25 protein-coding genes, 7 tRNA genes and 1 riboswitch are annotated in these 22,512 nt (G+C 60.6%); of the genes, 15 read left to right on the top strand and 17 right to left on the bottom strand.

All coding sequences use genetic code 11. The features are described 5' to 3' along the window. Nucleotides 1–149 precede the first annotated feature (149 nt). Nucleotides 150–593, bottom strand: a complete 444-nt coding sequence (gene msrB, locus ACR9WD_RS09945) for a peptide-methionine (R)-S-oxide reductase MsrB (RefSeq protein ID WP_073706060.1) — start codon at nucleotides 591–593, stop codon at nucleotides 150–152. A 62-nt stretch (nucleotides 594–655) separates the two neighbouring features. Between msrB and ACR9WD_RS09940 the strand changes: the two genes are divergently transcribed. After that, on the top strand, nucleotides 656–1,879 hold the full coding sequence (locus ACR9WD_RS09940; protein ID WP_038991831.1) for an alpha/beta hydrolase family protein: 1,224 nt from the start codon (nucleotides 656–658) through the stop codon (nucleotides 1,877–1,879). Between the two features lie 91 nt (nucleotides 1,880–1,970). On the opposite strand, the gene ybaK is transcribed toward ACR9WD_RS09940, so the two are convergent. The 3 genes from ybaK to ACR9WD_RS09925 are packed head-to-tail and all read right to left on the bottom strand — an operon-like array spanning nucleotide 1,971 to nucleotide 3,884. Then, nucleotides 1,971–2,474, bottom strand: a complete 504-nt coding sequence (gene ybaK, locus ACR9WD_RS09935) for a Cys-tRNA(Pro) deacylase (protein WP_434922020.1) — start codon at nucleotides 2,472–2,474, stop codon at nucleotides 1,971–1,973. Between the two features lie 58 nt (nucleotides 2,475–2,532). After that, complete coding sequence (locus ACR9WD_RS09930; RefSeq protein WP_121866983.1) at nucleotides 2,533–2,973, bottom strand: SufE family protein; 441 nt, start codon at nucleotides 2,971–2,973, stop codon at nucleotides 2,533–2,535. Beyond that, entirely contained in the window at nucleotides 2,970–3,884 is a 915-nt protein-coding gene (locus tag ACR9WD_RS09925) for a sulfurtransferase (RefSeq protein ID WP_073706062.1), read from the bottom strand. Before ACR9WD_RS09925 ends, ACR9WD_RS09930 begins: the two co-directional genes overlap by 4 nt. A gap of 215 nt (nucleotides 3,885–4,099) precedes the next feature. Between ACR9WD_RS09925 and zapE the strand changes: the two genes are divergently transcribed. Next, complete coding sequence (gene zapE / locus ACR9WD_RS09920) at nucleotides 4,100–5,140, top strand: cell division protein ZapE (RefSeq protein WP_141358309.1); 1,041 nt, start codon at nucleotides 4,100–4,102, stop codon at nucleotides 5,138–5,140. Nucleotides 5,141–5,164: 24 nt separating this feature from the next. Here zapE and ACR9WD_RS09915 read toward each other — a convergent pair whose 3' ends face one another. From ACR9WD_RS09915 to ACR9WD_RS09875, 9 genes are all read right to left on the bottom strand, one after another. Next, nucleotides 5,165–6,352 carry a benzoate/H(+) symporter BenE family transporter gene (locus ACR9WD_RS09915; RefSeq protein WP_434922019.1) on the bottom strand — a complete coding sequence of 396 codons (1,188 nt, stop codon included), beginning with the start codon at nucleotides 6,350–6,352 and terminating at the stop codon, nucleotides 5,165–5,167. A 157-nt stretch (nucleotides 6,353–6,509) separates the two neighbouring features. Further along, nucleotides 6,510–6,719 (bottom strand): antitoxin, encoded by a 210-nt coding sequence (locus ACR9WD_RS09910; protein WP_038991825.1) that lies wholly within the window; start codon nucleotides 6,717–6,719, stop codon nucleotides 6,510–6,512. A 240-nt stretch (nucleotides 6,720–6,959) separates the two neighbouring features. Further along, a tRNA-Gly gene (locus ACR9WD_RS09905) sits at nucleotides 6,960–7,032 on the bottom strand. Nucleotides 7,033–7,047: 15 nt separating this feature from the next. After that, nucleotides 7,048–7,123: transfer RNA gene (locus ACR9WD_RS09900), tRNA-Gly, on the bottom strand. Nucleotides 7,124–7,168: 45 nt separating this feature from the next. Further along, a tRNA-Val gene (locus tag ACR9WD_RS09895) sits at nucleotides 7,169–7,240 on the bottom strand. Nucleotides 7,241–7,294: 54 nt separating this feature from the next. Further along, a tRNA-Gly gene (locus ACR9WD_RS09890) sits at nucleotides 7,295–7,367 on the bottom strand. A gap of 45 nt (nucleotides 7,368–7,412) precedes the next feature. Then, nucleotides 7,413–7,484 (bottom strand) — tRNA-Val (locus ACR9WD_RS09885). Nucleotides 7,485–7,511: 27 nt separating this feature from the next. Next, a tRNA-Cys gene (locus ACR9WD_RS09880) sits at nucleotides 7,512–7,582 on the bottom strand. A gap of 54 nt (nucleotides 7,583–7,636) precedes the next feature. Continuing rightward, nucleotides 7,637–7,709: transfer RNA gene (locus tag ACR9WD_RS09875), tRNA-Gly, on the bottom strand. A 191-nt stretch (nucleotides 7,710–7,900) separates the two neighbouring features. Here ACR9WD_RS09875 and ACR9WD_RS09870 point away from each other — a divergent pair. The 13 genes from ACR9WD_RS09870 (at nucleotide 7,901) to hisF (ending at nucleotide 19,149) form a co-directional block, all read left to right on the top strand. Beyond that, nucleotides 7,901–8,743 carry a cytochrome gene (locus ACR9WD_RS09870; RefSeq protein WP_246857049.1) on the top strand — a complete coding sequence of 281 codons (843 nt, stop codon included), beginning with the start codon at nucleotides 7,901–7,903 and terminating at the stop codon, nucleotides 8,741–8,743. 93 nt (nucleotides 8,744–8,836) lie between these two features. After that, the gene (def, locus tag ACR9WD_RS09865; RefSeq protein WP_190263712.1) at nucleotides 8,837–9,400 is read left to right on the top strand and encodes a peptide deformylase; all 564 of its coding nucleotides are present in this window, start codon (nucleotides 8,837–8,839) and stop codon (nucleotides 9,398–9,400) included. Between the two features lie 3 nt (nucleotides 9,401–9,403). Continuing rightward, complete coding sequence (gene fmt, locus ACR9WD_RS09860; protein ID WP_434922018.1) at nucleotides 9,404–10,336, top strand: methionyl-tRNA formyltransferase; 933 nt, start codon at nucleotides 9,404–9,406, stop codon at nucleotides 10,334–10,336. Next, entirely contained in the window at nucleotides 10,333–11,856 is a 1,524-nt protein-coding gene (locus tag ACR9WD_RS09855; RefSeq protein WP_434922017.1) for an RsmB/NOP family class I SAM-dependent RNA methyltransferase, read from the top strand. The genes fmt and ACR9WD_RS09855 overlap by 4 nt, the downstream gene beginning before the upstream one ends. 29 nt (nucleotides 11,857–11,885) lie before the next feature. Beyond that, on the top strand, nucleotides 11,886–12,548 hold the full coding sequence (gene rpe, locus ACR9WD_RS09850; RefSeq protein ID WP_434922016.1) for a ribulose-phosphate 3-epimerase: 663 nt from the start codon (nucleotides 11,886–11,888) through the stop codon (nucleotides 12,546–12,548). 41 nt (nucleotides 12,549–12,589) lie between these two features. Further along, nucleotides 12,590–12,727, top strand: a riboswitch (FMN riboswitch). Nucleotides 12,728–12,842: 115 nt separating this feature from the next. Beyond that, a complete protein-coding gene (gene pnuC / locus ACR9WD_RS09845; protein ID WP_038991902.1) occupies nucleotides 12,843–13,544 on the top strand; it encodes a nicotinamide riboside transporter PnuC in 702 nt (233 codons plus the stop codon). Nucleotides 13,545–13,557: 13 nt separating this feature from the next. Next, on the top strand, nucleotides 13,558–14,598 hold the full coding sequence (gene ribD, locus ACR9WD_RS09840; RefSeq protein ID WP_038991817.1) for a bifunctional diaminohydroxyphosphoribosylaminopyrimidine deaminase/5-amino-6-(5-phosphoribosylamino)uracil reductase RibD: 1,041 nt from the start codon (nucleotides 13,558–13,560) through the stop codon (nucleotides 14,596–14,598). Between the two features lie 34 nt (nucleotides 14,599–14,632). Further along, nucleotides 14,633–15,256, top strand: a complete 624-nt coding sequence (locus ACR9WD_RS09835; protein ID WP_121866975.1) for a riboflavin synthase — start codon at nucleotides 14,633–14,635, stop codon at nucleotides 15,254–15,256. After that, on the top strand, nucleotides 15,256–16,503 hold the full coding sequence (locus tag ACR9WD_RS09830; RefSeq protein ID WP_066138870.1) for a bifunctional 3,4-dihydroxy-2-butanone-4-phosphate synthase/GTP cyclohydrolase II: 1,248 nt from the start codon (nucleotides 15,256–15,258) through the stop codon (nucleotides 16,501–16,503). Before ACR9WD_RS09835 ends, ACR9WD_RS09830 begins: the two co-directional genes overlap by 1 nt. A 35-nt stretch (nucleotides 16,504–16,538) precedes the next feature. Further along, nucleotides 16,539–17,030, top strand: coding sequence for a 6,7-dimethyl-8-ribityllumazine synthase (ribH, locus tag ACR9WD_RS09825; RefSeq protein ID WP_066138867.1), 492 nt, complete (start codon nucleotides 16,539–16,541; stop codon nucleotides 17,028–17,030). A 72-nt stretch (nucleotides 17,031–17,102) separates the two neighbouring features. Continuing rightward, on the top strand, nucleotides 17,103–17,366 hold the full coding sequence (locus ACR9WD_RS09820; RefSeq protein ID WP_038991810.1) for a phosphoribosyl-ATP diphosphatase: 264 nt from the start codon (nucleotides 17,103–17,105) through the stop codon (nucleotides 17,364–17,366). Nucleotides 17,367–17,508: 142 nt separating this feature from the next. Next, on the top strand, nucleotides 17,509–18,357 hold the full coding sequence (gene hisG / locus ACR9WD_RS09815; RefSeq protein WP_038991809.1) for an ATP phosphoribosyltransferase: 849 nt from the start codon (nucleotides 17,509–17,511) through the stop codon (nucleotides 18,355–18,357). A 21-nt stretch (nucleotides 18,358–18,378) separates the two neighbouring features. After that, nucleotides 18,379–19,149: an imidazole glycerol phosphate synthase subunit HisF gene (gene hisF / locus ACR9WD_RS09810; RefSeq protein ID WP_121866973.1), complete on the top strand. Its 771-nt coding sequence runs from the start codon at nucleotides 18,379–18,381 to the stop codon at nucleotides 19,147–19,149. Between the two features lie 54 nt (nucleotides 19,150–19,203). Here hisF and ACR9WD_RS09805 read toward each other — a convergent pair whose 3' ends face one another. The 4 genes from ACR9WD_RS09805 to ACR9WD_RS09790 all read right to left on the bottom strand — a co-directional run bounded on the left by ACR9WD_RS09805 (nucleotide 19,204) and on the right by ACR9WD_RS09790 (nucleotide 22,378). Next, entirely contained in the window at nucleotides 19,204–20,118 is a 915-nt protein-coding gene (locus tag ACR9WD_RS09805; protein WP_190263708.1) for a hypothetical protein, read from the bottom strand. Next, nucleotides 20,118–20,756 carry a DUF6318 family protein gene (locus ACR9WD_RS09800; RefSeq protein WP_285672990.1) on the bottom strand — a complete coding sequence of 213 codons (639 nt, stop codon included), beginning with the start codon at nucleotides 20,754–20,756 and terminating at the stop codon, nucleotides 20,118–20,120. The genes ACR9WD_RS09805 and ACR9WD_RS09800 overlap by 1 nt, the downstream gene beginning before the upstream one ends. A gap of 242 nt (nucleotides 20,757–20,998) precedes the next feature. Beyond that, nucleotides 20,999–21,634 (bottom strand): hypothetical protein, encoded by a 636-nt coding sequence (locus ACR9WD_RS09795; protein WP_434922015.1) that lies wholly within the window; start codon nucleotides 21,632–21,634, stop codon nucleotides 20,999–21,001. A 102-nt stretch (nucleotides 21,635–21,736) separates the two neighbouring features. After that, nucleotides 21,737–22,378, bottom strand: a complete 642-nt coding sequence (locus tag ACR9WD_RS09790) for a TIGR03085 family metal-binding protein (RefSeq protein WP_038991805.1) — start codon at nucleotides 22,376–22,378, stop codon at nucleotides 21,737–21,739. Nucleotides 22,379–22,512 lie beyond the last annotated feature (134 nt).

The raw sequence follows: 22,512 nt of genomic DNA, 5'->3' as shown, positions 1-22,512 counted from the left end.
CATACACCTTCTTTTTCATGTTTTGGGGCAGCGTTCAAGTGCTTACCTTGAACGCTACGCCCAAACAACAGAAAAGGTGATGCTAAGATCTTAGTGAATAAGCAACTCTTGCTCTAAATGTGATCCACGCCTTGCCACCGTCAAGGGCATTAGCCCTGGGCCGGGCGCAGGGTCAGGCTCAAGGAGTTCATGCAGTAACGCAAATCAGTCGGGGTCTTGAATCCTTCGCCCTCGAAAACGTGGCCCATGTGCGAATCGCAATTGGCGCAGCGCACCTCAACTCGCTTCATGCCCAGGGACTCATCGCTGATGTAGCGCACCCGGTCCTCGGCCAAAGGCGCGAAGAAGGAGGGCCAGCCGCAGCCGGCATCGAATTTCGTGGTGCTCGCGAACAGTTCCGAACCGCAGGCCCGGCAGGAATACACGCCCTCGGTCGTGGTATCCCAGTACTCGCCGGTGAAGGGGCGCTCGGTCCCGGCTTGGCGCAGTACATGGAATTCCTCGGGAGAGAGGATCTGCTGCCACTGCACATCGCTGCGCGCGGCCACCTCATCTGGTGATGTTGCTGATTGGTTTACCGATTCATCGCTCATGCAATATAAAACGCTTGAGCAGGCTGGATGATTCCCGGGCCTGCTCATGGAAAGATGAAAACATGGCTCGGAACATCGTAGATACCTTGCAACCCCGCAGCGCAGTGCCTGCAACCCTGATTGGGGTGGGACTGGGACTGGGCGCCGGTTCCTTGGTCGCCGCCAGCGTCTCAGCGCTCGCCGGATACTTCGCCCGACGCGTAGTGACCCCGGAAGAACGCCGCACCGGCAACAGCATCATTCGTGAAGTCGTTACCGATGCCGAGGGCAAGCTCTGGCTGCATTTCACCAAGGATTCCGATACCAGCGAACCCGGGCCCTGCAGTTTCCTGACAGAATTCGATTCCTGCGCCCTGCGGCTTTCCGCGCCGGAACCGGTCCCGGGCAAACCTCGGCTGGTGGCGCGCAAGATCGAGAAGGTCTACCACGGCACCCTCCAAGGGGTGCGCCGCGGCAACCTGTCCGGTGCCATCTACGAGCATCCCTCCGACCTGGGCTTCGATGCCGAAGATGTCGTGGTGCCGTTGGAAGGGGGAGACGGGCCGGCCTGGCTGGTGCGCGGCTCCGCCAACGAGGACATCTGGGTAATTGGCGTGCACGGCCGTGGGGCCCGGCGCAATGAGACCATCCGTGCGCTGCCTGCCTTGGGCGAACTCGGGGTCACCACGTTGCTGATGAGCTACCGCAATGACGGCTTGGCTCCCGGCGCGCCAGATGGACGCTATGGTCTGGGTGATACCGAATGGCATGACGTGGAAGCGGGCATCCAATTCGCACTGGATAACGGAGCGAAGCGGATCATCCTGATGGGCTGGTCCATGGGCGGCGCCATCAGCCTGCAAACCGCCGATCGAAGCGAGCTCGCCCGCCATATCGATTCACTCATTCTGGTTGGCCCGGTCATCAATTGGGTCGATGTGCTTTCGCATCAGGCTCGGGCCAACAAGATCCCGCAATCCGTGGGCCTGTTCGGCCAGTGGCTGCTGTCCAACAAGGCGGGACGCTGGGTGACCGGACAAGCGGCGCCAGTCAATTTGCGCCGGCTGAATTGGGTGGAGCGTGCGGATGAATTGAAGCTGCCAACGCTGATCATGCACAGCCGTGATGACGAATTCGTTCCCAACGGCCCGAGCCTGAAGCTGGCGGCGCTGCGACCGGACCTGGTCACGCTCAAGACATTTTCCAAAGCCGGGCACACCCGGGAACCGAATGTGGATCCGCAGGGTTTCGCGCAGGCGATTACCGGTTTCCTGGGCAAGCGCATGGCATTGCTCGAAACCATTTAGCCGCAGATAGCCAAGGGCCCTGTCCGCGAGATGCGGACGATCAACGGATCGCCGGCTCGCAGGCAGGGCCCTTGGCTTGGCTAGCAAAACATCAGCTGGTGGCGATCGGCGCCCAAATGGCACCGGTCGCCTTCGCTGCATCCTGCGGAGCGATCTCCAGGCTGAAACCGCGACGACCTCCGGAAATGAAGATCGTCTCGAACTGCTGGGCGCTGGAATCAATGACGGTATCGGTTTTCTGGCGCTGCCCGAACGGGGAAATCCCGCCCAGGACATAGCCGCTGCGCCGCTGCGCGGCAGCCTTGTCGGCCATCTGGGCTTTCTTCGTGCCCAACGCGATGCCGATCGCCTTCAGATCCAGCTTCGAATCCACGGGAATCACCGCCACGGCCAGGTCCTGGGTGGCGTTGGCTCCGGTGGAAACCATCAGGGTCTTGAAGACCCGGTCGCCGCTGGCTCCCAATTGCTCGGCCGCTTCGGCGCCGTAGCTCTCGGCCGAGTCGCTATGCGTGTAGCTGTGCGCCACATAGCTGATACCTGCGGCGTCCAACGCGGCGGTCGCCGGGGTGGACGCGGCCTGCTTCTTCTTGCCCACGTGCCTGGGGATCCTTCTCTGTTGCTATTTGGTGCTGCGCGGCGCTTGGGATTCGCCCCTAGGCAGCCAGCTGCTCTGAAATCTGGCGCTTGATGCGGCCGAGCATGGCCGTCATGCCGCGCATGCGCAACGGCGACAGCGCACGGGTCAGACCCAGCTGCTGGGGCATGTCATCCGGGACTGCGAGAATCTCTGCTGCTTTGGCGCCATCCAGGCCCGCAGCCAGCACCGAAGCGAAGCCGCGGGTGGTGGGAGCTTCCGGGGGAGCGGAGAAGAACAGGCCTACCGGGTTATCGGCTTCGGCCGAGACCTCCACGACGAGGAACAGCGGGGACTGGCACTCGACGACCTGCTCGAAAAGCTCGGGATGATCAGCAAGGCGTGCCGGCAGCTCGGGCAGCTCGCGCGAATACTCCAGCAGCAGCTCCAAGCGGTCCGCCTCGGGAACCTCGGAGAATTCCTCGACGATCTCGTTCAATGCTTCGGGCAGCTGGCTCATGCGCGGGCTCCACGCTGTGCAGGCACTTCGCCGGCAGCTTCGCCGCGGACGATTGGCACACCCACCGCGTTGCCCCACTCCGTCCAGGAGCCGTCGTAGTTGCGCACGGTTTCGAAGCCGAGCAGGTGCTTGAGCACGAACCAGGTGTGGCTGGAGCGTTCGCCGATGCGGCAGTAGGCCACAACGTCATCGCCCGGCTTCAGGCCGGCGCCATCAAGGTAGATGGCTTCCAGTTCCTCGCGCGAGCGGAAGGTGCCGTCCTCGGCCGCCGCCTTGGCCCAGGGCACCGATGCGGCGGTGGGGATATGCCCGCCGCGCAGGGCGCCCTCTTCCGGGTAATTCGGCATGTGGGTGCGTTCGCCGGTGTATTCCTCGGGCGAACGCACGTCGATCAGCGGGTTGCCCAGGTGGTTCAGGACCTCCGGGAGGAACGCACGGATTTCCGAGTCGACACGCTCGATCACCGGGTATTCGGTGGCGGTGACGGCGGGCTTCTCGGTGCTCAGCTCGCGGCCTTCAGCGATCCACTTGTCGCGGCCGCCATCCATCAGGCGCACGTCTTCGTGGCCGAACAGGGTGAAGACCCACAGCGCGTAGGCTGCCCACCAGTTCGACTTGTCGCCGTAGATGACCACGGTCGAATCGCGGGTGATGCCCTTGGCGGACATCAGCTTCGCGAATCCCTCGCCGTCGACGTAGTCGCGGGTGACCTCGTCGTTCAGCTCGGTGTGCCAGTCGATCTTCAGCGCACCTGGCACGTGGCCGGTGGAATACAGCAAGATGTCTTCATCCGATTCCAGTACTACGAGATTCTCGGCTCCGAGGTTGTCAGCCACCCATTGGGTGGAAACCAGGCGTTCAGGGTGAGCGTACGCTGCATACTTCTCGTTGGACTCGACGGGCAACGACATTCCTAATCACGATCCTTGCGGGTGTCAGTTTTTGCCACGCTGGACACAGCGGGCAACGGGCGTTGCTTCTAGCCTAGTCCCCATCTATGGCGAACACAGTGTGGGCTACGACATTTTCGGCAATGTATCGCCGCGTTCAAGGTAAACTGGCCGATGGGCAAGCCACGGCTTCCCGACCATTTCCTGAGCAATCAACTGAAGGACTCCCACAGCCAATGGCGACGATCACCCACCTGAGCGAGACCAAGCCGAATCTTTCAATCGAAGAACTGCTGGCCGGTTTCCACCCGTCCTACCGCTTTGGTGAAGTATCCTTCAATACCTATCGCCCGGATCCCAACCAGCCGTCGCAGGCCGAAGCGGTCACCAAGCTGAAGGCCTTCGCCGAGTCCGTGGGCAAGAACAACTCCGGTTCGTTCCTCTCCAAGCTGTTCGGGAAGAAGAAGGAAACCAAGAACGGCATCTACCTCGATGGCGGCTTCGGCGTGGGCAAGACCCACCTGCTCGCTTCGCTGTGGCATGCGGCTCCCGGCCGCAAGGCCTTCGGCACCTTCGTCGAGTACACCAACCTGGTCGGTGCGCTGTCCTTCCGCCAGACCGTTGAAGTGCTGAGCCAATACTCGCTGGTCTGCATCGATGAGTTCGAGCTGGACGATCCCGGGGACACCGTGCTGATGTCCCGCCTCATGCGCGAGCTGTCCGACGCCGGCGTGAAGCTGGCTGCCACCTCCAACACCCTGCCCGGCGCACTGGGCGAGGGCCGCTTCGCGGCAGTGGACTTCCAGCGCGAGATCAAGACCCTGTCCGAGCAGTTCGACGTGCACCGCGTCGAAGGCGAGGACTTCCGCCACCGAGGCCTGCCCGATGCCCCCGAGCCGCTGGAAGATGCGCAGATCGAAGCCTTCGCCCAGGACCGCTACCCGGACAAGACCCTGGCCGTTGACAACTTCGATGATCTGGTGGCCCACCTCTCGAAGGTGCACCCGTCGCGCTACCGCCAGCTGGTGGCCGAAACCGATGTGCTGGTCCTGCACAACGTGGACACCATCACCGACCAGGCCATCGCCCTGCGCTTCGTGGTTCTTGCCGACCGCCTGTACGACAAGGACGTGCCGATCGTGGCCTCGGGCAAGCCGTTCAGCGAGCTGTTCACCCCGGAAATGATGTCCGGCGGCTACCAGAAGAAGTACTTCCGTGCCGTTTCCCGCCTGACTGCCTTGGCCCGCGAGGGCCAGGTCGGGGAACCAGCCATCTAGGCTGGAAAAGCTGCTCTTGCCACTTCATCGTCGAGCGTTGCGCTCGACGATGAAGTGCGTTAAAAGCCCTGCGACCAAGGCCCAGAAAGCTCCGCCGATCCCGAAGAGCGTGAGATTTCCGGCGGCGACCAGCACCGTGGCCAGTGCACTCAGCCGCCACGCGCTATCGGCCATCGCCCCGAGCAGGGCATTGGCGAGCGTGGCCAGCAAAGCCAAGCCGGCCGCCGCCTGGAACAGTCCCTCGGGCGAGGCGCTGGCCACAGAGACGATCAGTGCGCTCAAGGCCCCGAAGACCAGGTAGAACACCCCTGAACTCGCCGCGGCCCGCCAACGCAGCCGGGGATCTGCCCCGGCTTGCTCCCCGGCAGCCAGAGCCGCGGTGATGGCCGCCAGGTTAATTGCATGTCCGCCGAAGAGCGCCCCGCCTGCCGAGCCCAAGCCGGTCACCAGCATGGTGGATCGCCAAGGGGCCGTATACCCGAAGGAGCTGAGCACAGCCACTCCCGGGATGTTCTGCGACGCCATGGTCACCACGAACAGCGGAACGCTGATGCTGGCAATCGCCTGCCAGGAGAATTCGGGGCTGACCCACTGCAGCTGCGGCAACGCCTCGATCGAATCCCACGCCTCGGTGCGGCCAATGTGCCAAAGGCCGAAACCCACTGCGGCCAGCATGCTCAGCGCGACGGCAAATTTTGGAAGAATCCGAAGCCCGATGAAGAACACCAGCAAAATTCCCAGCGCGGGAAACGGGGTGCTGGCCACTGCAGTAAAGGGCTTCAGGCATAGCGGGATCAGGACTCCTGCAAGCATGCCGTGGGCAATCGGCACCGGAATCCGGGTGAGCAGCCGGTGCAAAGACGGCACCAACCCGGCCGACATGATGAGTATTCCGCCAACGATGAATGCCCCCACCGCCTGGTTGAACCCGAACTCCCCGGGCGCCAGCGCGGCGAGCATGGCCGCCCCGGGAGTGGACCAGGCGATGCTGATCGGCAGGCGATGGCGCCAGGACAGAGCAATGGTGCTCAATCCTACAGTGAGGGATAGGACGAGCAAGCCCGAGGCAGCTTGTTCGCGCGAGGCGCCGACCTGGAACAAACCGGCCAGAACGACTGCGAAGGATGCGACGAACCCCACCATCGTGGTAATCAATCCTGCAAGGACCGATTGGGAAAGGGCATTTCCAGTCGTGGGAGTTTGACGAGCCATACTCTTTTTCTACAGGGTGGCACCGGCCGGTCGAAAACCAGAGTGTATTAATTCCACGATATGACACTAAAGCGAAGGTTAAAGCAAAGAAGGTACCGACCTCAATCGGTACCTTCCATGGATGCTCGGGCAAGCCGAGGGGAGTACTGCGAGGGGATTAGCCCTCGTTGTTCTCGCCTTCGCCTCCACCAAGGCCGTTCAGGTAGTCGTTAGCGCCGTCCTGGACGCCGTCTACCTGCTCTGCGAACTTGCCGCCGGTCTTATCATCGATAAAATCGCCAGCCTGCTCGATACCCTGGGATACCTGCTCTGGGTTCTCTTTAGCGAATTCCTCTGCCTTGCCACGCAGATCATCAAATCCTGCCATGCTGCACCTCCATTCGTCTGTGGGAACCCCTTCAGCTCCACAACTACTAACCACCCTAGATGCTCTTGCCAATGCGTGGAAGCATAAAACGAAAATTTCCCCAGCTATCTAGATGTTTTGCTGGTGTCTGTCAGGCAGTGCACAGGTTGTCCGCTCACGCGGCATGCTGATGGTGGTGGCTGGAAAGGATGGTTAAAGCAAAGATGGGAATCACGAAAAGTGATTCCCATCTTTATCTTGAGCGGTCAACGAGGTTCGAACTCGCGACCTCAACCTTGGCAAGGTTGCGCTCTACCAGCTGAGCTATGACCGCATGTATTCAATTATTTGGAGCGGTCAACGAGGTTCGAACTCGCGACCTCAACCTTGGCAAGGTTGCGCTCTACCAGCTGAGCTATGACCGCATATATTCAATTATTAGATCCATGGTCTGGTGAACCATGAGTCCGTGCGCGATACTGGGATCGAACCAGTGACCTCTTCCGTGTCAGGGAAGCGCGCTACCGCTGCGCCAATCGCGCCGAAGATCCACAAGGAATCTCGACAGAATCCAAATTCAGAATTTGAATTCACAGAGCGGTCAACGAGGTTCGAACTCGCGACCTCAACCTTGGCAAGGTTGCGCTCTACCAGCTGAGCTATGACCGCATATATTCAATTATTAGATCCATGGTCTGGTGAACCATGAGTCCGTGCGCGATACTGGGATCGAACCAGTGACCTCTTCCGTGTCAGGGAAGCGCGCTACCGCTGCGCCAATCGCGCTAAAAAGATCAAGCAATCTTCATTGCGAGGTGGGGACGGGATTCGAACCCGCGTATACGGCTTTGCAGGCCGCTGCCTCGCCTCTCGGCCACCCCACCATACTGACCGGAGTCAGAATGACTAGTTTTACCTAGTCGGTGAATCTTTTTGCGAGCGGACAACGAGGTTCGAACTCGCGACCTCAACCTTGGCAAGGTTGCGCTCTACCAGCTGAGCTATGTCCGCAAAATGTGTTGTTTACTGAACGTTTCCGTTCGCTCCAACGAGTAAAAACTCTATACGAGTTTTCGCATCCCCACAAATCGAAACGCTGAGATCTGGTTCACACGCCCGAAATCCGCGGAACTACGCGGAAAATTCATTTTTCCGGTACGACTAGGAGCGAAGCAGGCCGAGCGCGTGCCATGATCGTGTGCATGACGTCACCAAAACTGGCTATTCAAACAGACCTGGGCCGCATGTACTGCCGACAAGTCGGAGGCGAAGCGATTGTCCCATCCATCACCACAGTCATCTCCATGGACAAGCTGGACCTGTCTGGTTGGGCCGGGTACATGGCGGCCAAGGCACTCTCGGACGATCATCGACTGGTGCACGCAGTGGGTGACCGTGGCCAGTTGCGTACCCTGATACGCGATGCCGCCGGTGCTGCCGAGGCCTATCGGGACTCCGCCGCGGCCCGCGGTGATCGAGTGCATAACTACGCTGAGCAGCGAGCACTGCGGGCGCTGGATCTGGAACATGATTTGGAAGCAGCCCAAGCCGCGCTCGAAGCGAACAACGAGTTGGGGTTCGCACGCCACTTTGACCAATGGTGGGATGACTACAATGTCCAGCCCATTGCCGCAGAGGTGACGGTATGGAATCACAGTGTCGGCTACGCGGGCACCATTGACCTGGTCGCAAAGATCGGCGGCCGAACCTGCCTCGTGGACTACAAGACCAAAAACACCGATCGGGACGGCTTCGTCAAGCGCCCCGATGACAAAGTCATCATGCAGCTGGCGGCCGCTTGCAAGGCAGAAGAGCAAGTCGTGGATGCCGAGCGCGGCGCATGGAAAGAGTGGGGATACGGCACCGACACGATGCTGCTCGCTGTGGCCCTTGGCGAGACCGGTTCGCGGACCTTCATGGCACCGCCGCCGGCATTGCCCGACTACTGGTCGAAGTTCTATGCTTTGCGGCGGAACTGGGAAGCTGCATTCAAGATTGCCCAGTCGCGTGCTTCACTGGTCGAAATCACGCCGCCAGCTCAGTAAAGCCCTCCCTTCACCGCGTAGACTGGAACGGTTAGCTTTCGGCATTGCGAAACCTAATACCAATATCCACGGCAGGGAAGGTACCAGCGGATTATGGCGATTTTGGGAATTCGGATCATCGGAGACCCCGTTCTACGCACCCCAGCGCAGGAGGTGACCGACTTTGGCCCGGAGCTCCAGAAGCTCGTCGAAGACATGGACCAGACGATGGAAAACGTCACAGGTGCAGGCCTCGCCGCGCCTCAAGTTGGCGTGTCCCTGCGCGTCTTCACCTACCAAATTGGCGAAGAACGCGGACATATCGTGAACCCGGTGCTGGAGCTCAGCGACGATTACCAGGACGACCAGGTAGAAGGCTGCCTGTCCATCCCGGGCATTGCAGCGCCAGTTCGACGACGGAGCCACGTCAAGGCGACCGGCTTCGACAAGTTCGGCAATCCGGTGGAAATCGAAGGTTCCGACATGCTCGCCCGCTGCTTCCAGCACGAAACTGATCACCTGGACGGCATTCTGTTCCTGGACCGGCTGGAACCAGAAGAAAAGAAAGCGGCGTGGCGCACCTTGCGGGCCAACAACTACTCGCAGACCGCCAACGCCACGGTGAAAAGACGATCAGGGGCCCTCGGCTCCAGCTTTGGCGCAGGATTGGGGTTCTAGCTCATGCGTATTTTGTTCGCCGGCACGCCACAGGTCGCTGTCACTTCCCTGGACTACCTGCACGAAGCCGGCTTTGAAATTGCCGCAGTGCTCACACGTCCCGATGCTCCGTTGGGTCGCAAACGCGTATTGACTCCTTCGCCGGTCGCTGCCCGAGCCGAAGAACTTGGCCTGCCGATCATCAAGGCCGCCAAGATCACCGAAGAAACTACGGCTGAACTTGCGGCGTTGGAACTTGAAGCCGCGGCCATCGTCGCCTACGGGGGACTAGTGCCAGAAGCGGCCTTGGCCGTCCCAACCCATGGTTGGATCAACCTGCACTTCTCGCTGTTGCCGCACTGGCGGGGCGCAGCTCCGGTGCAGCATTCCATTATCAACGGCGACGACATCACCGGCGCAGTCACCTTCCAGCTGGAAACCGGCCTTGATACCGGACCAGTCTTCGGGCAAGTCACCGAGAGCATCGGTGAGCTGGACACCGCAGGCATCATGCTCGAACGGCTCAGCCGTTCCGGGTCGACGCTGCTGGTGCAGACCCTGCAGGCATTGGCTTCAGGCCAGGCCGTTGCCGTTCCGCAGTCCGGATCGCACACCTACGCACCGAAGATTACCGACGTGGATGCGGAACTGGACTTCACCCGGACCGCCACCGAAATCCGCCGGCGCGCCCACGGAACCACTCCTGCCCCTGGTGCCTGGGTCAAGGTCGAGGACAAGCGTTTCAAGTTCGGCCCGCTGCGTGAGCACCGTGAGATCACCGACCTTGCACCGGGCGAAGTGCACATCGAACCGGGCAAGCAGCCGAAGGTTTACATCGGCACCGCCACCTGGGCCCTGCAACCCACCGAAATCCAGCCTCCGGGCAAGAAAATGATGAACGCCAGCGACTGGGCACGAGGAGTGCTCACCCAGGGAACGGAAGTGAGCTTCGCATGAGCGGGCAGGAACCTCGCGGTGGACACCGCGATAACGTACGCCGCAACGAGCAGGGACGTACCCGCAACCGCGGCCAGTCGGGCCCGCGCAAGTATTCAGCAGCCGCACCCGGGCAGCGCAAGCGCGCGGCCGACCCGGCACGCCTGGTAGCTTTCAAGACCCTGCGCGAAGTATCCAGTGCGGATGCCTACGCCAACCTGGTGCTGCCGAAGATGATCCGCGAATACCAGCTCGACCGCCGCGACGCGGGCTTCGCCACCGAACTGGCCTACGGGGCCCTGCGTGGCCAGGGCTTCTACGACGCGATCCTGGCCACCTTGGTCGACCGCCCGCTGGCCGAGCTGGATCCGGCGATCCTCGATGCGCTGCGCTTGGGCGCCCACCAGCTGCTGGCCATGCGCGTGCCCAAGCACGCAGCGTTGGATGAAACCGTGTCACTGGCTCGTGCGCAAATTGGCGCCGGCCCATCTGGCCTGATCAACGCGGTGCTGCGCCGCGTGTCCGCCCAGGAAGCCGCTGCATGGACCGAACAGCTGGGCAATGCCGCCGCATCGGATTCCGAGCGCCTGGCCATCGAGCACTCGCACCCGGACTGGATTGTCCGCGCCCTGCGTGGCGCACTGATCGCCCATGGCCGCGACGCGAGTGAACTTGAAGCCCTGCTGGAAGCGGACAACCTGGCCCCGGTGGTGAACCTCGTAGCCTTGCCCGGCCTGGGCGATCTGTCCGGAGCGCTGGAATCCGGCGCAGAGCGAGGCACCCTGCTCGCGGATTCTGCCACCTACAAGCACGGCGACGTCTCACGTGTGCCTGGTGTCAAGGAAGGCACCGTGCGCGTCCAAGACGCCGGCAGCCAGGTCATGGCCCGCGCCCTGGCTGCTATCGAATTGCCCGAAGCCGGCGAAGACCGCTACTGGCTGGATATGTGCGCAGGTCCAGGCGGCAAGGCTGCACTGCTCGCGGCGATCGCTGTGCAGCGCGACGCCCGCCTGACCGCCAATGAGCCGGCCCCGCACCGTGCCCGGCTGGTCGAGAACTCCTTGGATGCTGTGCCGCATGACTACTGGATGGTCACCGGCGAAGACGGACGCATCTTTGGCGGCGAGGATTATGCGGGGGACTACGACCGCATCATGGTCGACGCGCCATGCTCCGGACTGGGTGCACTGCGCCGCCGCCCGGAATCACGCTGGCGAAAGGCACCACGGGACATCCCTGAGCTGACCAAATTGCAAGGCGAGCTGCTCGACGCCGCCTTCAACGCGGTACGCGTCGGAGGAGTCATCGGCTTCGTCACCTGTTCGCCGCATCAGGCGGAAACCCGCCTCATTGTGGAAGACTTCTTGAAGCGCCACGAAAATGCTGCTCTGCTGGATACCAGTGCCGCCGTTTCCGCGGTGATGCATCAGGACGCCCGGCCGGCAGGACATGCGCTGGCCGAGGGCAGCACCGTGCAATTGTGGCCGCATGTGCACGGCACCGATGCCATGTTCATGGCAATCCTGACCAAAAAAGCCTAGCCAAGCCCCGAGTATTCCGAGGAGCATCCATGCCTAACGCGCGGATCAACCCGTCGATCCTGTCCGCAGATTTCGCGAACCTTGCCAGCGAGCTGGAACGCATCCACACCGCAGACGCGGTTCACGTGGATGTCATGGACAACCATTTCGTGCCCAACCTGACCCTCGGATTGCCGGTGGTTGATGCGCTGCGCAAGGTCAGCAAGCTGCCCATCGACGTGCACCTGATGATCGAGAACGCGGATCGCTGGGCGCCGGAATACGCGCAGCTCGGCGTGGACTCGGTAACTTTCCATGCCGAGGCATCGGCAGCCCCGATCCGCTTGGCCCGCGAACTGAGGTCGGCCGGCGCCAAGGCTTCCATGGCCCTGCGCCCGGCAACACCGATCGAACCCTACCTGGATATGCTCGGCGAGCTGGACATGGTTCTGCTGATGACCGTGGAACCAGGTTTCGGCGGGCAGAAGTTCCTGGATCTGGTCCTTCCGAAGATCAAGCGCGCCCGCGCAGCCATTGACGGCAGCGGCAAGCAGATTGCGCTGCAGGTCGATGGCGGCATTTCGCGCGACACGATCTTGCGTGCCGCCGAAGCCGGGGCGGATGTCTTTGTTGCCGGTTCCGCGGTGTACTCGGCAGAAGAGCCATCGGTGGAAATCGACGTATTACGCAATCTTGCGCTGGGTGGTCACTAGGACCACGCAAAGTGTGCCAGAATGTTTTCAGTAAACACGAATACGTGCTCCGGGGTCGGTGAAAGTCCGAACCGGCGGTCATAGTCCGCGACCCGCAACCAAAGCCACAAGCTGAGGGAACGGTTGAACTGGTGGAATTCCAGTACCGACAGTTAAAGTCTGGATGGGAGAAGCACGAATTTGATATGCCTTTTGGTACTGCCGGTAGCCCTCACAGGGGCTATCTTCTAAAGCAGAGCCACAGGCCCATCAAATGCACACCCCCGGAGCCGCCGCTTCGAGAAGGGTGGAATGATGGATTTCCTGCGGTGGCTCATTGAAGCTTTCAACTCACAAATCGCGATCGGCTCGTCGGCACTGCTGGTGCGCGAAGTCGTAGGCAATATCTTCGGCCTGGCAAGCGCCGTGGGCGGCATGCGCCGCAAAGTCTGGGCCTGGCCCATTGGCATAGTCGGCAACCTCCTGCTGCTGACGGTCTTCCTGGGCAGCATTTTCGATACCGGCTACACAGCCAATCTCTGGGGCCAAGCAGGCCGCCAAATCATGTTCATTGCCGTATCGGTCTTCGGCTGGTACCGCTGGAAGCAGGCCAAGGACGGCACCGGCAGCGCGGTGACCCCGCAATGGGCGTCCGGCAAGACCCGACTGGGCCTGATTGCCGTGCTGATCCTCGGCACCGTCGCACTGACCCCGATCTTCCGCATGCTCGGATCCTATGAGCCGGTCTGGGCGGATGCCTGGACCTTCGTCGGCTCGTTGCTCGCAACCTACGGCATGGCCAAGGGCTGGGTGGAATTCTGGCTGATCTGGGTTGCCGTCGACGCAGTGGGCGTGCCCCTGCTGTTCTCCGCCGGATACTACGCCAGCGCCTTCATGTACCTGTTCTACGGCGCATTCACTCTGGTCGGCTTCTTCGTCTGGGCCAATTCCAAGCGCGGTGCCAAACCCCAGATCGAAACCGAAATGCTCGATCCGACTATTTCGCGCAAACGCTGAAAGGAATAGCACCATGATCACGACCCAGCAGCTCGACGCGGCATTGCGCACTGCGCTGGAAACCGCCGGTCGGGGCCACCGCGGAGCGAACCCGCTGGTCGGCGCCTGCGTTTTGGATGCAGAGGGAAATATCATTGCCACCGGTTTCCATATCGGTGCCGGGCACCCGCACGCCGAGATCGACGCACTGCGCCGACTGGGCAAGATGCCTGCGGCCAAGGCCCGCGAGCTGACGATGGTAGTAACCCTCGAACCATGCAACCACACCGGCCGAACCGGTCCCTGCGCCCAGGCCATTGTGGAAGCCGGCATTGGCCACGTGTACTACGCTGTCCCCGACAACACCGCCGCCAGCGGAGGCGCCGACTACCTGCGCAGCCACGGAACCCAGGCCACCCAGCTGGCTGATTCTTCCGCCGCGAAGCAGCTGAACCACCGCTGGTTCATCGCCAAGGATGAGGGCCGGCCGTTCATCACCGTCAAGATCGCGCAGTCGCTCGACGGCCGGATCAACGCACCGGACGGGACGAGCCAGTGGATCACGTCCACGGCGTCGCGCAGTCACGCGCACGCCCTGCGCTCGCGAGTCGATGGCATTCTCGTCGGCACCAGCACCGCGATCATCGACAACCCGCGGTTGACCGCCCGAACCCCCGATGGCCAGTTGCATGAGCACCAGCCCTTCCGGCTGGTCATGGGCGAGCGGGATCTGCCGGCTGATCTGGCGCTCGCCCAGGGTGATGACTGGGCGCAGGTCCGCAGCCACGACGTGCACGAGGTTATCGCCCGGGCCAATGAGCTGGGCCTGGCCCATTTGCTGGTTGAAGGCGGCGCCACAGTCGCCTCGGCCTTCATCGCAGCCGATCTGGCCGACGAGATCTACTGCTACCAGGCGCCGCTGCTGATCGGCGCAGGCAGCTCATCGGTCAACATGCCGAACACCACCACGCTTGCCGATGCGCGGCGCTTCCGGCTGGATTCGGCCAGCAACGAGTCTTTGACCAGGCTGGGCGACGACATTGCCCTGCACCTGGAACCGCTGCCCCGTGACTGATCGCAGGCAACCCCAAAATTTTCAAGGAGTAAACATGTTCACCGGAATTGTCACCGGCCAAGGCGTCATCGAAGGCATCGAGACCTTCACCGGCAAGGACCTGGCAGTACTGACCCTGCGCGCCCCGGGCCACACCGACAACCTGGGCCTGGGCGGCTCACTGGCCGTCAACGGGGTCTGCCTGACCGCCACCGAGCTGGAAGGCGAGAAGCTCAGCGTCGACGTCATGGGCGAAACCCTGCGCCGCACCACCATCGGCGCCCTGAAAACCGGCGACCAGGTCAACCTGGAACGCTGCACCCCAGCCGGCGGCCGGCTCGACGGACACGTGGTGCAGGGCCACGTGGACACCGTCGGCACGGTGCTGGCCCGCGAAGACCACGGCCAGTGGACCACCTTCCGCATCGGCATCGACGACGCGTACGCGCCGCTGACCGCCGAAAAGGGCTCCATTGCGCTGGACGGCATTTCGCTGACCATCACCGCGGTCTCGCCGGCAGCGGATGCCGGCAACCACTGGGTCGAGGTCGGCATCATCCCGATCACCCTGGCCGAAACCACCATGGGCACCCGCCAGGTGGGCGACAAGATCAATATCGAGGTCGACGTGCTCGCCAAGTATGTGGCACGCCTGAATGAATTCGGAGGCCAGCAGTAATGGCTACGTCAACGCTTGATTCCATCCCAACCGCGCTGGCGGCCCTTGCCGCGGGTCGTGCAGTTGTCGTTGTCGACGACGAAGACCGCGAGAACGAAGGCGACATCATCTTCGCCGCCCAGCACGCCACGGCCGAACTGATGGCCTTCACCATCCGCTACACCTCGGGGGTGATCTGCGTGCCGCTCGGCGCCCAACGTGCCGACGCGCTGCGCCTGGCTCCGATGGTCGGCATCAACCAGGACGCCAAGGGAACCGCCTTCACCGTCACCTGCGATGCCGCCGAAGGCATCACCACCGGCATTTCAGCCGCCGATCGTGCGCTGACTAGCCGCCTGCTGGCCGACCCGGACACCCAGCCGTCCCAGCTCTCCCGACCGGGCCACATCTTCCCGCTGCGCGCCGCAGCCGGGGGAGTGCTCGAACGCCGGGGCCACACCGAAGCAGCAGTGGACCTGTGCCAGGCCGCCGGGCTGGAACCGGTGGGCGTGATCGGCGAGATCACCAAGGACGACGGCGAAATGATGCGCCTGGATGACCTGCGGGTCTTCGCCGCCGAACACGACCTGCCACTGATCTCCATTGACGACCTGGCCCGCTGGCGCCGGGTCAATGACGAGATCGAGCTGACCGACCCGATCAAGCTGCCTACCGCCTTCGGGGACTTCACCGCCAGAGCAGCCACCGCAGAGAACCACGAGCACATCGTGCTCAGCCATGAAGGTCCCAATGGCGGCGCGCCGGGTAACCTGGTGCGCATCCATTCGGAATGCCTCACCGGGGACATCTTCGGCTCGTACCGTTGCGACTGCGGCGAACAGCTTCATGCATCGTTGGAAGCCATCGCCCGCGAAGGCGGCCACATCATCTACATCCGCGGGCATGAAGGCCGCGGCATCGGGCTGGCCAACAAGCTGCGCGCCTACGCGTTGCAGGAAGACGGCATGGACACCCTGGACGCCAACTTGCATCTGGGATTCCCGGCCGACGCCCGCGAATACTTCGCCGTCGCCGCAATTCTCAAGGCAATGGGCCTGGACGAGATCCGCTTGCTGAGCAACAATCCGGACAAGCAGCAACAACTGAACGACGCGGGAATCAAGGTGGCCGAGCTGGTCGGCCTGCAGATCGCGCCGCGCGAGCAGAACTCCGCCTACCTGCGGACCAAGCAGATTCGCTTCGGCCACCATCTGGACCTGCCCGATACCGACGATGACCAGCAATCCGACGCCTACCACGGCGCCTGAACACGACGAATCCAGAAGAACCAAGGAGCATCAAGATGAGCAAGCATGGCGCACCAACCGACGTCAGCGAACAGCTGGCCGCCCTGGCCAGTGATGAGAAGTTCTCCCAGCTCAAGGTGGCCATCGTAGCCGCCAGCTGGCACGAAGTGATCATGAACGGACTGATTGACGGTGCCCAGCGCGCCGCCAAGGACGCCGGCCTGGAATCCAGCACCACCCTGATTCGGGTACCGGGCACTTTCGAGTTGCCGGTCGCGGCTTCCACCCTCGCAGGGGACTACGACGCGGTCATCGCGCTGGGTGTGGTCATCCGCGGCGGAACCCCGCACTTCGACTATGTCTGCATGGCAGCGACCAATGGCTTAACCAATGTGAGTGTGGACACCAAAACCCCTATTGGTTTCGGCGTGCTCACCTGCGATAACGAAGAGCAGGCCCTGGACCGCGCTGGCTTGGAGAACTCCAGTGAGGACAAGGGCTATGAAGCCTACTCGGCTGCCGTCATGACGGTAGCCGCACTGCCTTAGCCGCGGGGCGGCCCTGTCACAAAGGGCCACCAGAATACGGCACCGGAAAAGAAAACAGCTAGGATAAGTTCCGTGAAAACTTTTGACGAGCTCTTCAGCGAACTATCGCTCAAGGCACAATCCCGCCCGGAAGGCTCACGTACCGTCACCGAACTCGACTCTGGTGTCCACGGCATCGGCAAGAAGATCGTCGAGGAAGCCGCCGAAGTTTGGATGGCTGCGGAGTACGAAACCGATGAGGCCGCGGCGGAGGAAATCTCCCAGTTGCTGTACCACCTGCAGGTTCTCATGATCGCCAAGGGCATGACCTTAGCCGACGTTTACAAGCATCTATAGCCGTCGCGCGACTGCGGCCTGATCCATTGCCGATCAGGCCGCAGTCAACGCACGGCGGCAGAAACAACGGCCAACGAATTAATCCTTGGCGCTTGTTTATGGCTAATCGCCGCAGCGCCATTCATGACGAAACGAGTCAAAAATGCTCCGCGTAGCCCTACCCAACAAGGGTGCCTTGTCCGAAATCGCTTCCACCATGTTCAAGGAAGCTGGCTACCTCCAGCGCCGCGATTCCCGCGAACTGGTCCTGGTCGACGAGGACAACCAAGTCGAATTCTTCTATCTGCGTCCCCGCGATATCGCTGTCTATGTCGGCCGCGGAATCCTGGACGTAGGCATCACCGGCCGCGACCTGTACCTCGATGCAGATGTCGACGACGCTGTCGAAGAGCAGCTCTCGCTGGGCATCGGCAAGTCGACCTTCCGCTTCGCTGCCCCGGTTGGCGCATTCAACGATGCCCAGCAGCTCAATGGCAAGCGCATTGCCACCAGCTACGACGTGCTGCTGCGCCACTACCTCGAGAAGTCCGGCATCGAAGCTTCAATCGTTCGCCTTGATGGCGCCATCGAGTCCTCGGTCCGCCTCGGCGTAGCCGATGCCATTGCCGACGTCGTTGAAACTGGCAACACCATCAAGGCCGCCGGCATGGAGATCTTCGGCGATCCGCTGCTGAACTCCGAAGCGGTCATGATCGGCCGTGTCGGGCACAAGCCATCTGGCCTGGATGTGCTGATCCGCCGCCTCAATGGCGTGCTAGTTGCTCGCCAGTACGTCATGCTCGACTACGACGTACGCCGCGAGTTGGCCGACAAGGCCTGCGCACTGACACCAGGCCTGGAATCGCCAACCGTGTCGGACCTTGCCAACTCCGAGTGGGTCGCCGTGCGCGCCATGGTCAAGAAATCGCAGACGAACAACATAATGGATGAACTCTATGACGTTGGCGCACGTGCCATCTTGGTCAGCCAGATCCACGCCTGCCGCATCTAAGTAGACAAGGAAATTCCGCTGATGAGCGTTGCAATTCGTGTTATTCCTTGCCTCGACGTCGATGCCGGACGAGTCGTCAAGGGCGTCAACTTCGCGGGCCTTCGCGATGCTGGCGACCCAGTTGAGCTTGCCCGCCGCTACAATGACGCAGGTGCCGACGAGCTGACCTTCCTCGATGTCACCGCATCCAGTTCGGACCGTGAAACCACCTACGAAGTGGTCCGTCACACCGCAGAAGAAGTCTTCATCCCGCTGACCGTGGGCGGTGGCGTCCGCACTGCTGAAGACGTCGATCGGCTCCTACGCAACGGTGCCGACAAAGCCTCGATCAATACCGCGGCGGTGAACCGTCCCGAGGTCATCAACGAGATCACCCAGCGCTTCGGCTCCCAGGTACTCGTGCTGTCCCTGGACGCGCGCCGCACCGATGATCCGTCGATCGCATCGGGCTACGAGGTCACTACCCATGGCGGTCGTACGGGCACCGGCATGTGCGCCGTAGCCTGGGCGAAGGAAGCTGCCGAACGAGGCGTGGGGGAGATCCTGCTGAACTCGATCGATGCTGATGGCACCAAGGATGGTTTCGATCTGGAAATGATCCGTGCGGTTCGCGCCGAGGTCTCGGTTCCGCTGATCGCATCGGGTGGCGCGGGAAAGCCTGAGGACTTCCCTCCAGCGATCGAAGCGGGTGCCGACGCAGTATTGGCAGCCTCGATTTTCCACTTCGGACCGAAGGACATGATCGCCAAGGTTAAGCAAGCGATCCGCGAAGCTGGTTACCCAGTTCGCTAGGATCCAAGCATGAGGCCCAGCACCACATGGCGCTGGGCCTCATGCTGTACTTGGCTAATCGTTGGCAATGAGCTCCTTCTCAGTGCGCCAAACGTCGATTTCAATCGGTGTGCTTACGACGGCGGCTTGACCGGGTATGGCCTGCCATGGGCCTCCATCGACGCTGAATTCTCCTCGGTAGAGGGTGGTAACCCCGACCTTGAACTTGCCAGTCTCACCATAAGAATGACTCGTGGGGGTTTCATCTCTCAATGTATGGTTTGGCGCCGGTTCTCCAGGGAAATCTAAATTCCGAGTGGTCCCGTCACCATAGTTCCAATTCCATTGAATCGGAATCGCCTTTATTCGAACGGTGGATCCAGATAAATTTGAATTGAATGTTTGATTTTCCGCAGTCGCCCATAGATGAGTGTTTCCATTCCGTAGGGAAAACTCATTAGGTTCGCTCTTAATAGTGGATGCCTTGATTGGATAAGATCTGAACCGCTCGATGTCAATTAAGATTTCTGGAACCAGTTGATCTTTAGGGATCTCAAATTGGGGAGGATCGCCCGGACAAAAACGATATTGTCTTACGAATCGTCCTTCGTCATCGACGAGTTGGCGTGTGATCGGATAAGTTCCGTCATCACAACGGGCTTGATCGGGATTGCTGTCACAACTATTGACAGACTCTTGACCGGGTATGCAGGCCTCAAAATCACGGTACATGAATTTCTTATTCTTGGGGATTTTCTCAAGATCATATTCGTCGTGTTTTTCGCGATCTTTCCGGTTATTTATATTGTTCCTAGGCGCATCATCGGGGGAGTTCCTTTCCGTATACCTTTCTTCGATTTCATCGTTGTTGAAAAACACCTGATCCTTGTCAGAAGCGGACTTTTCGGTGAGTATGACAGTATTTGAGAGTAAAGTAATGCCAAGGGAAACTGCAAGAAGTGTGATTGACAATTCTGCTCTGAGCCTCATCAGTCTTCCACTCCGGCAATCGAGTAAATTTTCCACTGTTTATCGAATTCTAATCCTAGTGCAGTCTCTGTGGCTCCAAGTTCAGAGAGTTCTGAATCGATTTCATTTGGAACTAAGTAATATTGGGCGGCGTCAGCGGTGTATCGAACTGTAACAATTGCGAGATTCTTGCCAGAAATATACGAGTCGATTACTTCAGGATGGTATTTTCCGCCAACTTGCCATTTTCCGCTTATTTCTGCTCTGGATGCAGGGTCAATAGTAGATTCTTTGCAGACAGTGCAGTCTGAGGTTGTTACCTTCCTAATTAAGTCCGGGTCACGAGTTTCGATTGTGTAATTGACCAAATCGAAGTAGTACTCCGCAAAGGCAGCAGCCCCGTCTTCAGAATTCTTTTTGGCTGCAGCTGGCATTTTGGGGACAGGGACATTTTTGGCTGGGCCATTCGCCGATGCTGGTTCATATTTATCAGTTTCACTCGCCGAGGGGGCAATTGACTTAGGCGATGACGCCGAGGGGACGGCTTCGACAAGCGACGCTGAGCTGGTTGGTTCCTCAGCGTTCCCTGTGCTGCAGCCTGATAGTGCGAGTGCAACTGCGGCAACCGACGCGACAACTGCAATTTTCGGCGTGTCCATTCGAACTCTCCATGATCATTGGGAATGCGAGGTTGTGCGCCATCCTATGCCTGTGTTTCAGGAAAGTGGAGAGTTTTCGATGAATCTGTGGAAAACTTGCCACGCCTTATCTCGGAATCACTGTGAACTCTCACGACGATTGATTCAGATCAGACGTGCAGACGCGAAACTTTTGACCGTCGGATGCGGCATTGGCTTCAGGGCAGAACTGAGCAGTGTAACTGGTTTGAATGTACCCAGTTTCAAGTGTCGCGCCGCGTTGCTGAACGTGGATTATCAAGTGAGACGTCCGAGACTTTCCACCCGGTGTCGGTATATTCAAGTCCTACGGTGATCTCACCCAGATTTTGTTCTTCGAAGAATATGACTTCCTGATCTGGTCGTAGCAGGGAGCGTGGGGACAAGGTGAGCTCTCCCATCAGGTAGGCCTGGTTTCCGTCGAACTGGACGATGTAGTCCGTGCGGAGATAGTGGTAGCCACCGATCTGGCTGTCTTCTGGCCCTTTTCTCAGTTCGTCTTGATCTTGGAACGTTTTCCAGCATTGCTCCAATTCGCATTTGCCAGTAACTATCGGCGCGAAATCGGCGGGGGAGCGATAGAGGATTTCGTAATCGAGAAATCGGAAGAAGCGCCGTGCAGCTTCGAGCGCCCCGTAATCCGATTTTCCATACAGAAGGCTTGCCGAGTTTGGAGGATCCGGTTCGCTGGGTGGCGTCGCTTCTGCGGTGTAAGATCCCGTCGGCGATGAAGCCGAAGATTCGGCCTCGGCCGGTGCTACGGACATGATCAGCGCTGATGCCAGGGCAACCAGGACGAAAGCGGGGACCGCAGCGATAGCAGCACTAGAGTAACGGCGAACGATTTTCTGGGTATTCATGTTCAAGCTCCGAAGCCGTTGGATATCGATTGCTCGAAATCCTAGGCTGGTGCGAAACGAACATGGACGGCCCACCCACGAATGTGGATAACCGGGGGAGTGCTACAGCCCCGGCTTGAATCCCTTGACGATTTCCAATGCGGTTTCGCCGCCCTCGAACAAAACGAGGCTCTGGTCGATGCGGCCGAACGAATACATCATCAGCTCGGTAACCGGTCCGGTAATGGACACAGCGTTCGGCGCCTTCTTGGCAACATGGCGCTGGCCATCGGGACGCGTGAGAATAATGCCGATGGGCGCGTGGCGGAACAGCAGCCGGGACATGCGGGTCAGCGACTGCCAGAGCAGTTCTGTGTACTCCTTGTCCAGCACCCGCGGAGCCCATTGGCCGCGGGCCCGGCGAACATCCTCGGTATGGATGAAGAACTCCGAGAGGTTCGCCGACTGGTTGACCTTGTCGATGGCGAATGGCGAGAACGCGGGCGGACCCGAGCGGAAGCTGCGGACCAATTTCGCGTAGCCTTCCGGGGTCTGCGCCGCGACCACCATCTGGTTCAGTTTCGCTTCAAGCTTCTTGGAAAGCGGCTTGAAGAACGTGCCGGCGGAAAGCAGCGAGCTTTCGCGCAACACGAGGTGCGCGGCGAGATGGCGGGTTTGCCAACCGTCGCAAAGGGTGTCGGCGGTAGGTCCTGCCGCAAGCAGGGTCTCGGCCAACGCAAGTCTGGAAGCCTGAACTAAGTGCATCACTTCCGAAACTAGCACGCTGCAACTGACTAATTGTGCAAGGCGAGAGAGGTGTCGCCCAGTCGGCATGGCGCGTCGACGAGCGGTACGTCACAGGTCTCAGGATTCCGCGGAAAACCAGTATGCTAATGGGG

The sequence above is a fragment of the Glutamicibacter sp. PAEs-4 genome (assembly GCF_051161755.1).
GTDB classification, from domain to species: domain Bacteria; phylum Actinomycetota; class Actinomycetes; order Actinomycetales; family Micrococcaceae; genus Glutamicibacter; species Glutamicibacter nicotianae.
The sequence above is the reverse complement of the archived record's forward strand: the minus strand, read 5'-3'. Positions and strand labels throughout refer to the sequence as shown.

What these genes read in the sequence shown, in the direction of transcription:
- msrB (WP_073706060.1), bottom strand. Translation starts at nt 593, where the DNA reads ATGAGCGATGAATCGGTAAACCAATCAGCAACATCACCAGATGAGGTG.
- ACR9WD_RS09940 (WP_038991831.1), top strand. Translation starts at nt 656, where the DNA reads ATGGCTCGGAACATCGTAGATACCTTGCAACCCCGCAGCGCAGTGCCT.
- ACR9WD_RS09930 (WP_121866983.1), bottom strand. Translation starts at nt 2,973, where the DNA reads ATGAGCCAGCTGCCCGAAGCATTGAACGAGATCGTCGAGGAATTCTCC.
- ACR9WD_RS09925 (WP_073706062.1), bottom strand. Translation starts at nt 3,884, where the DNA reads ATGTCGTTGCCCGTCGAGTCCAACGAGAAGTATGCAGCGTACGCTCAC.
- zapE (WP_141358309.1), top strand. Translation starts at nt 4,100, where the DNA reads ATGGCGACGATCACCCACCTGAGCGAGACCAAGCCGAATCTTTCAATC.
- ACR9WD_RS09915 (WP_434922019.1), bottom strand. Translation starts at nt 6,352, where the DNA reads ATGGCTCGTCAAACTCCCACGACTGGAAATGCCCTTTCCCAATCGGTC.
- ACR9WD_RS09910 (WP_038991825.1), bottom strand. Translation starts at nt 6,719, where the DNA reads ATGGCAGGATTTGATGATCTGCGTGGCAAGGCAGAGGAATTCGCTAAA.
- ACR9WD_RS09870 (WP_246857049.1), top strand. Translation starts at nt 7,901, where the DNA reads ATGACGTCACCAAAACTGGCTATTCAAACAGACCTGGGCCGCATGTAC.
- def (WP_190263712.1), top strand. Translation starts at nt 8,837, where the DNA reads ATGGCGATTTTGGGAATTCGGATCATCGGAGACCCCGTTCTACGCACC.
- fmt (WP_434922018.1), top strand. Translation starts at nt 9,404, where the DNA reads ATGCGTATTTTGTTCGCCGGCACGCCACAGGTCGCTGTCACTTCCCTG.
- ACR9WD_RS09855 (WP_434922017.1), top strand. Translation starts at nt 10,333, where the DNA reads ATGAGCGGGCAGGAACCTCGCGGTGGACACCGCGATAACGTACGCCGC.
- rpe (WP_434922016.1), top strand. Translation starts at nt 11,886, where the DNA reads ATGCCTAACGCGCGGATCAACCCGTCGATCCTGTCCGCAGATTTCGCG.
- pnuC (WP_038991902.1), top strand. Translation starts at nt 12,843, where the DNA reads ATGGATTTCCTGCGGTGGCTCATTGAAGCTTTCAACTCACAAATCGCG.
- ribD (WP_038991817.1), top strand. Translation starts at nt 13,558, where the DNA reads ATGATCACGACCCAGCAGCTCGACGCGGCATTGCGCACTGCGCTGGAA.
- ACR9WD_RS09835 (WP_121866975.1), top strand. Translation starts at nt 14,633, where the DNA reads ATGTTCACCGGAATTGTCACCGGCCAAGGCGTCATCGAAGGCATCGAG.
- ACR9WD_RS09830 (WP_066138870.1), top strand. Translation starts at nt 15,256, where the DNA reads ATGGCTACGTCAACGCTTGATTCCATCCCAACCGCGCTGGCGGCCCTT.
- ribH (WP_066138867.1), top strand. Translation starts at nt 16,539, where the DNA reads ATGAGCAAGCATGGCGCACCAACCGACGTCAGCGAACAGCTGGCCGCC.
- hisG (WP_038991809.1), top strand. Translation starts at nt 17,509, where the DNA reads ATGCTCCGCGTAGCCCTACCCAACAAGGGTGCCTTGTCCGAAATCGCT.
- hisF (WP_121866973.1), top strand. Translation starts at nt 18,379, where the DNA reads ATGAGCGTTGCAATTCGTGTTATTCCTTGCCTCGACGTCGATGCCGGA.
- ACR9WD_RS09805 (WP_190263708.1), bottom strand. Translation starts at nt 20,118, where the DNA reads ATGAGGCTCAGAGCAGAATTGTCAATCACACTTCTTGCAGTTTCCCTT.
- ACR9WD_RS09800 (WP_285672990.1), bottom strand. Translation starts at nt 20,756, where the DNA reads ATGGACACGCCGAAAATTGCAGTTGTCGCGTCGGTTGCCGCAGTTGCA.
- ACR9WD_RS09795 (WP_434922015.1), bottom strand. Translation starts at nt 21,634, where the DNA reads ATGAATACCCAGAAAATCGTTCGCCGTTACTCTAGTGCTGCTATCGCT.
- ACR9WD_RS09790 (WP_038991805.1), bottom strand. Translation starts at nt 22,378, where the DNA reads ATGCACTTAGTTCAGGCTTCCAGACTTGCGTTGGCCGAGACCCTGCTT.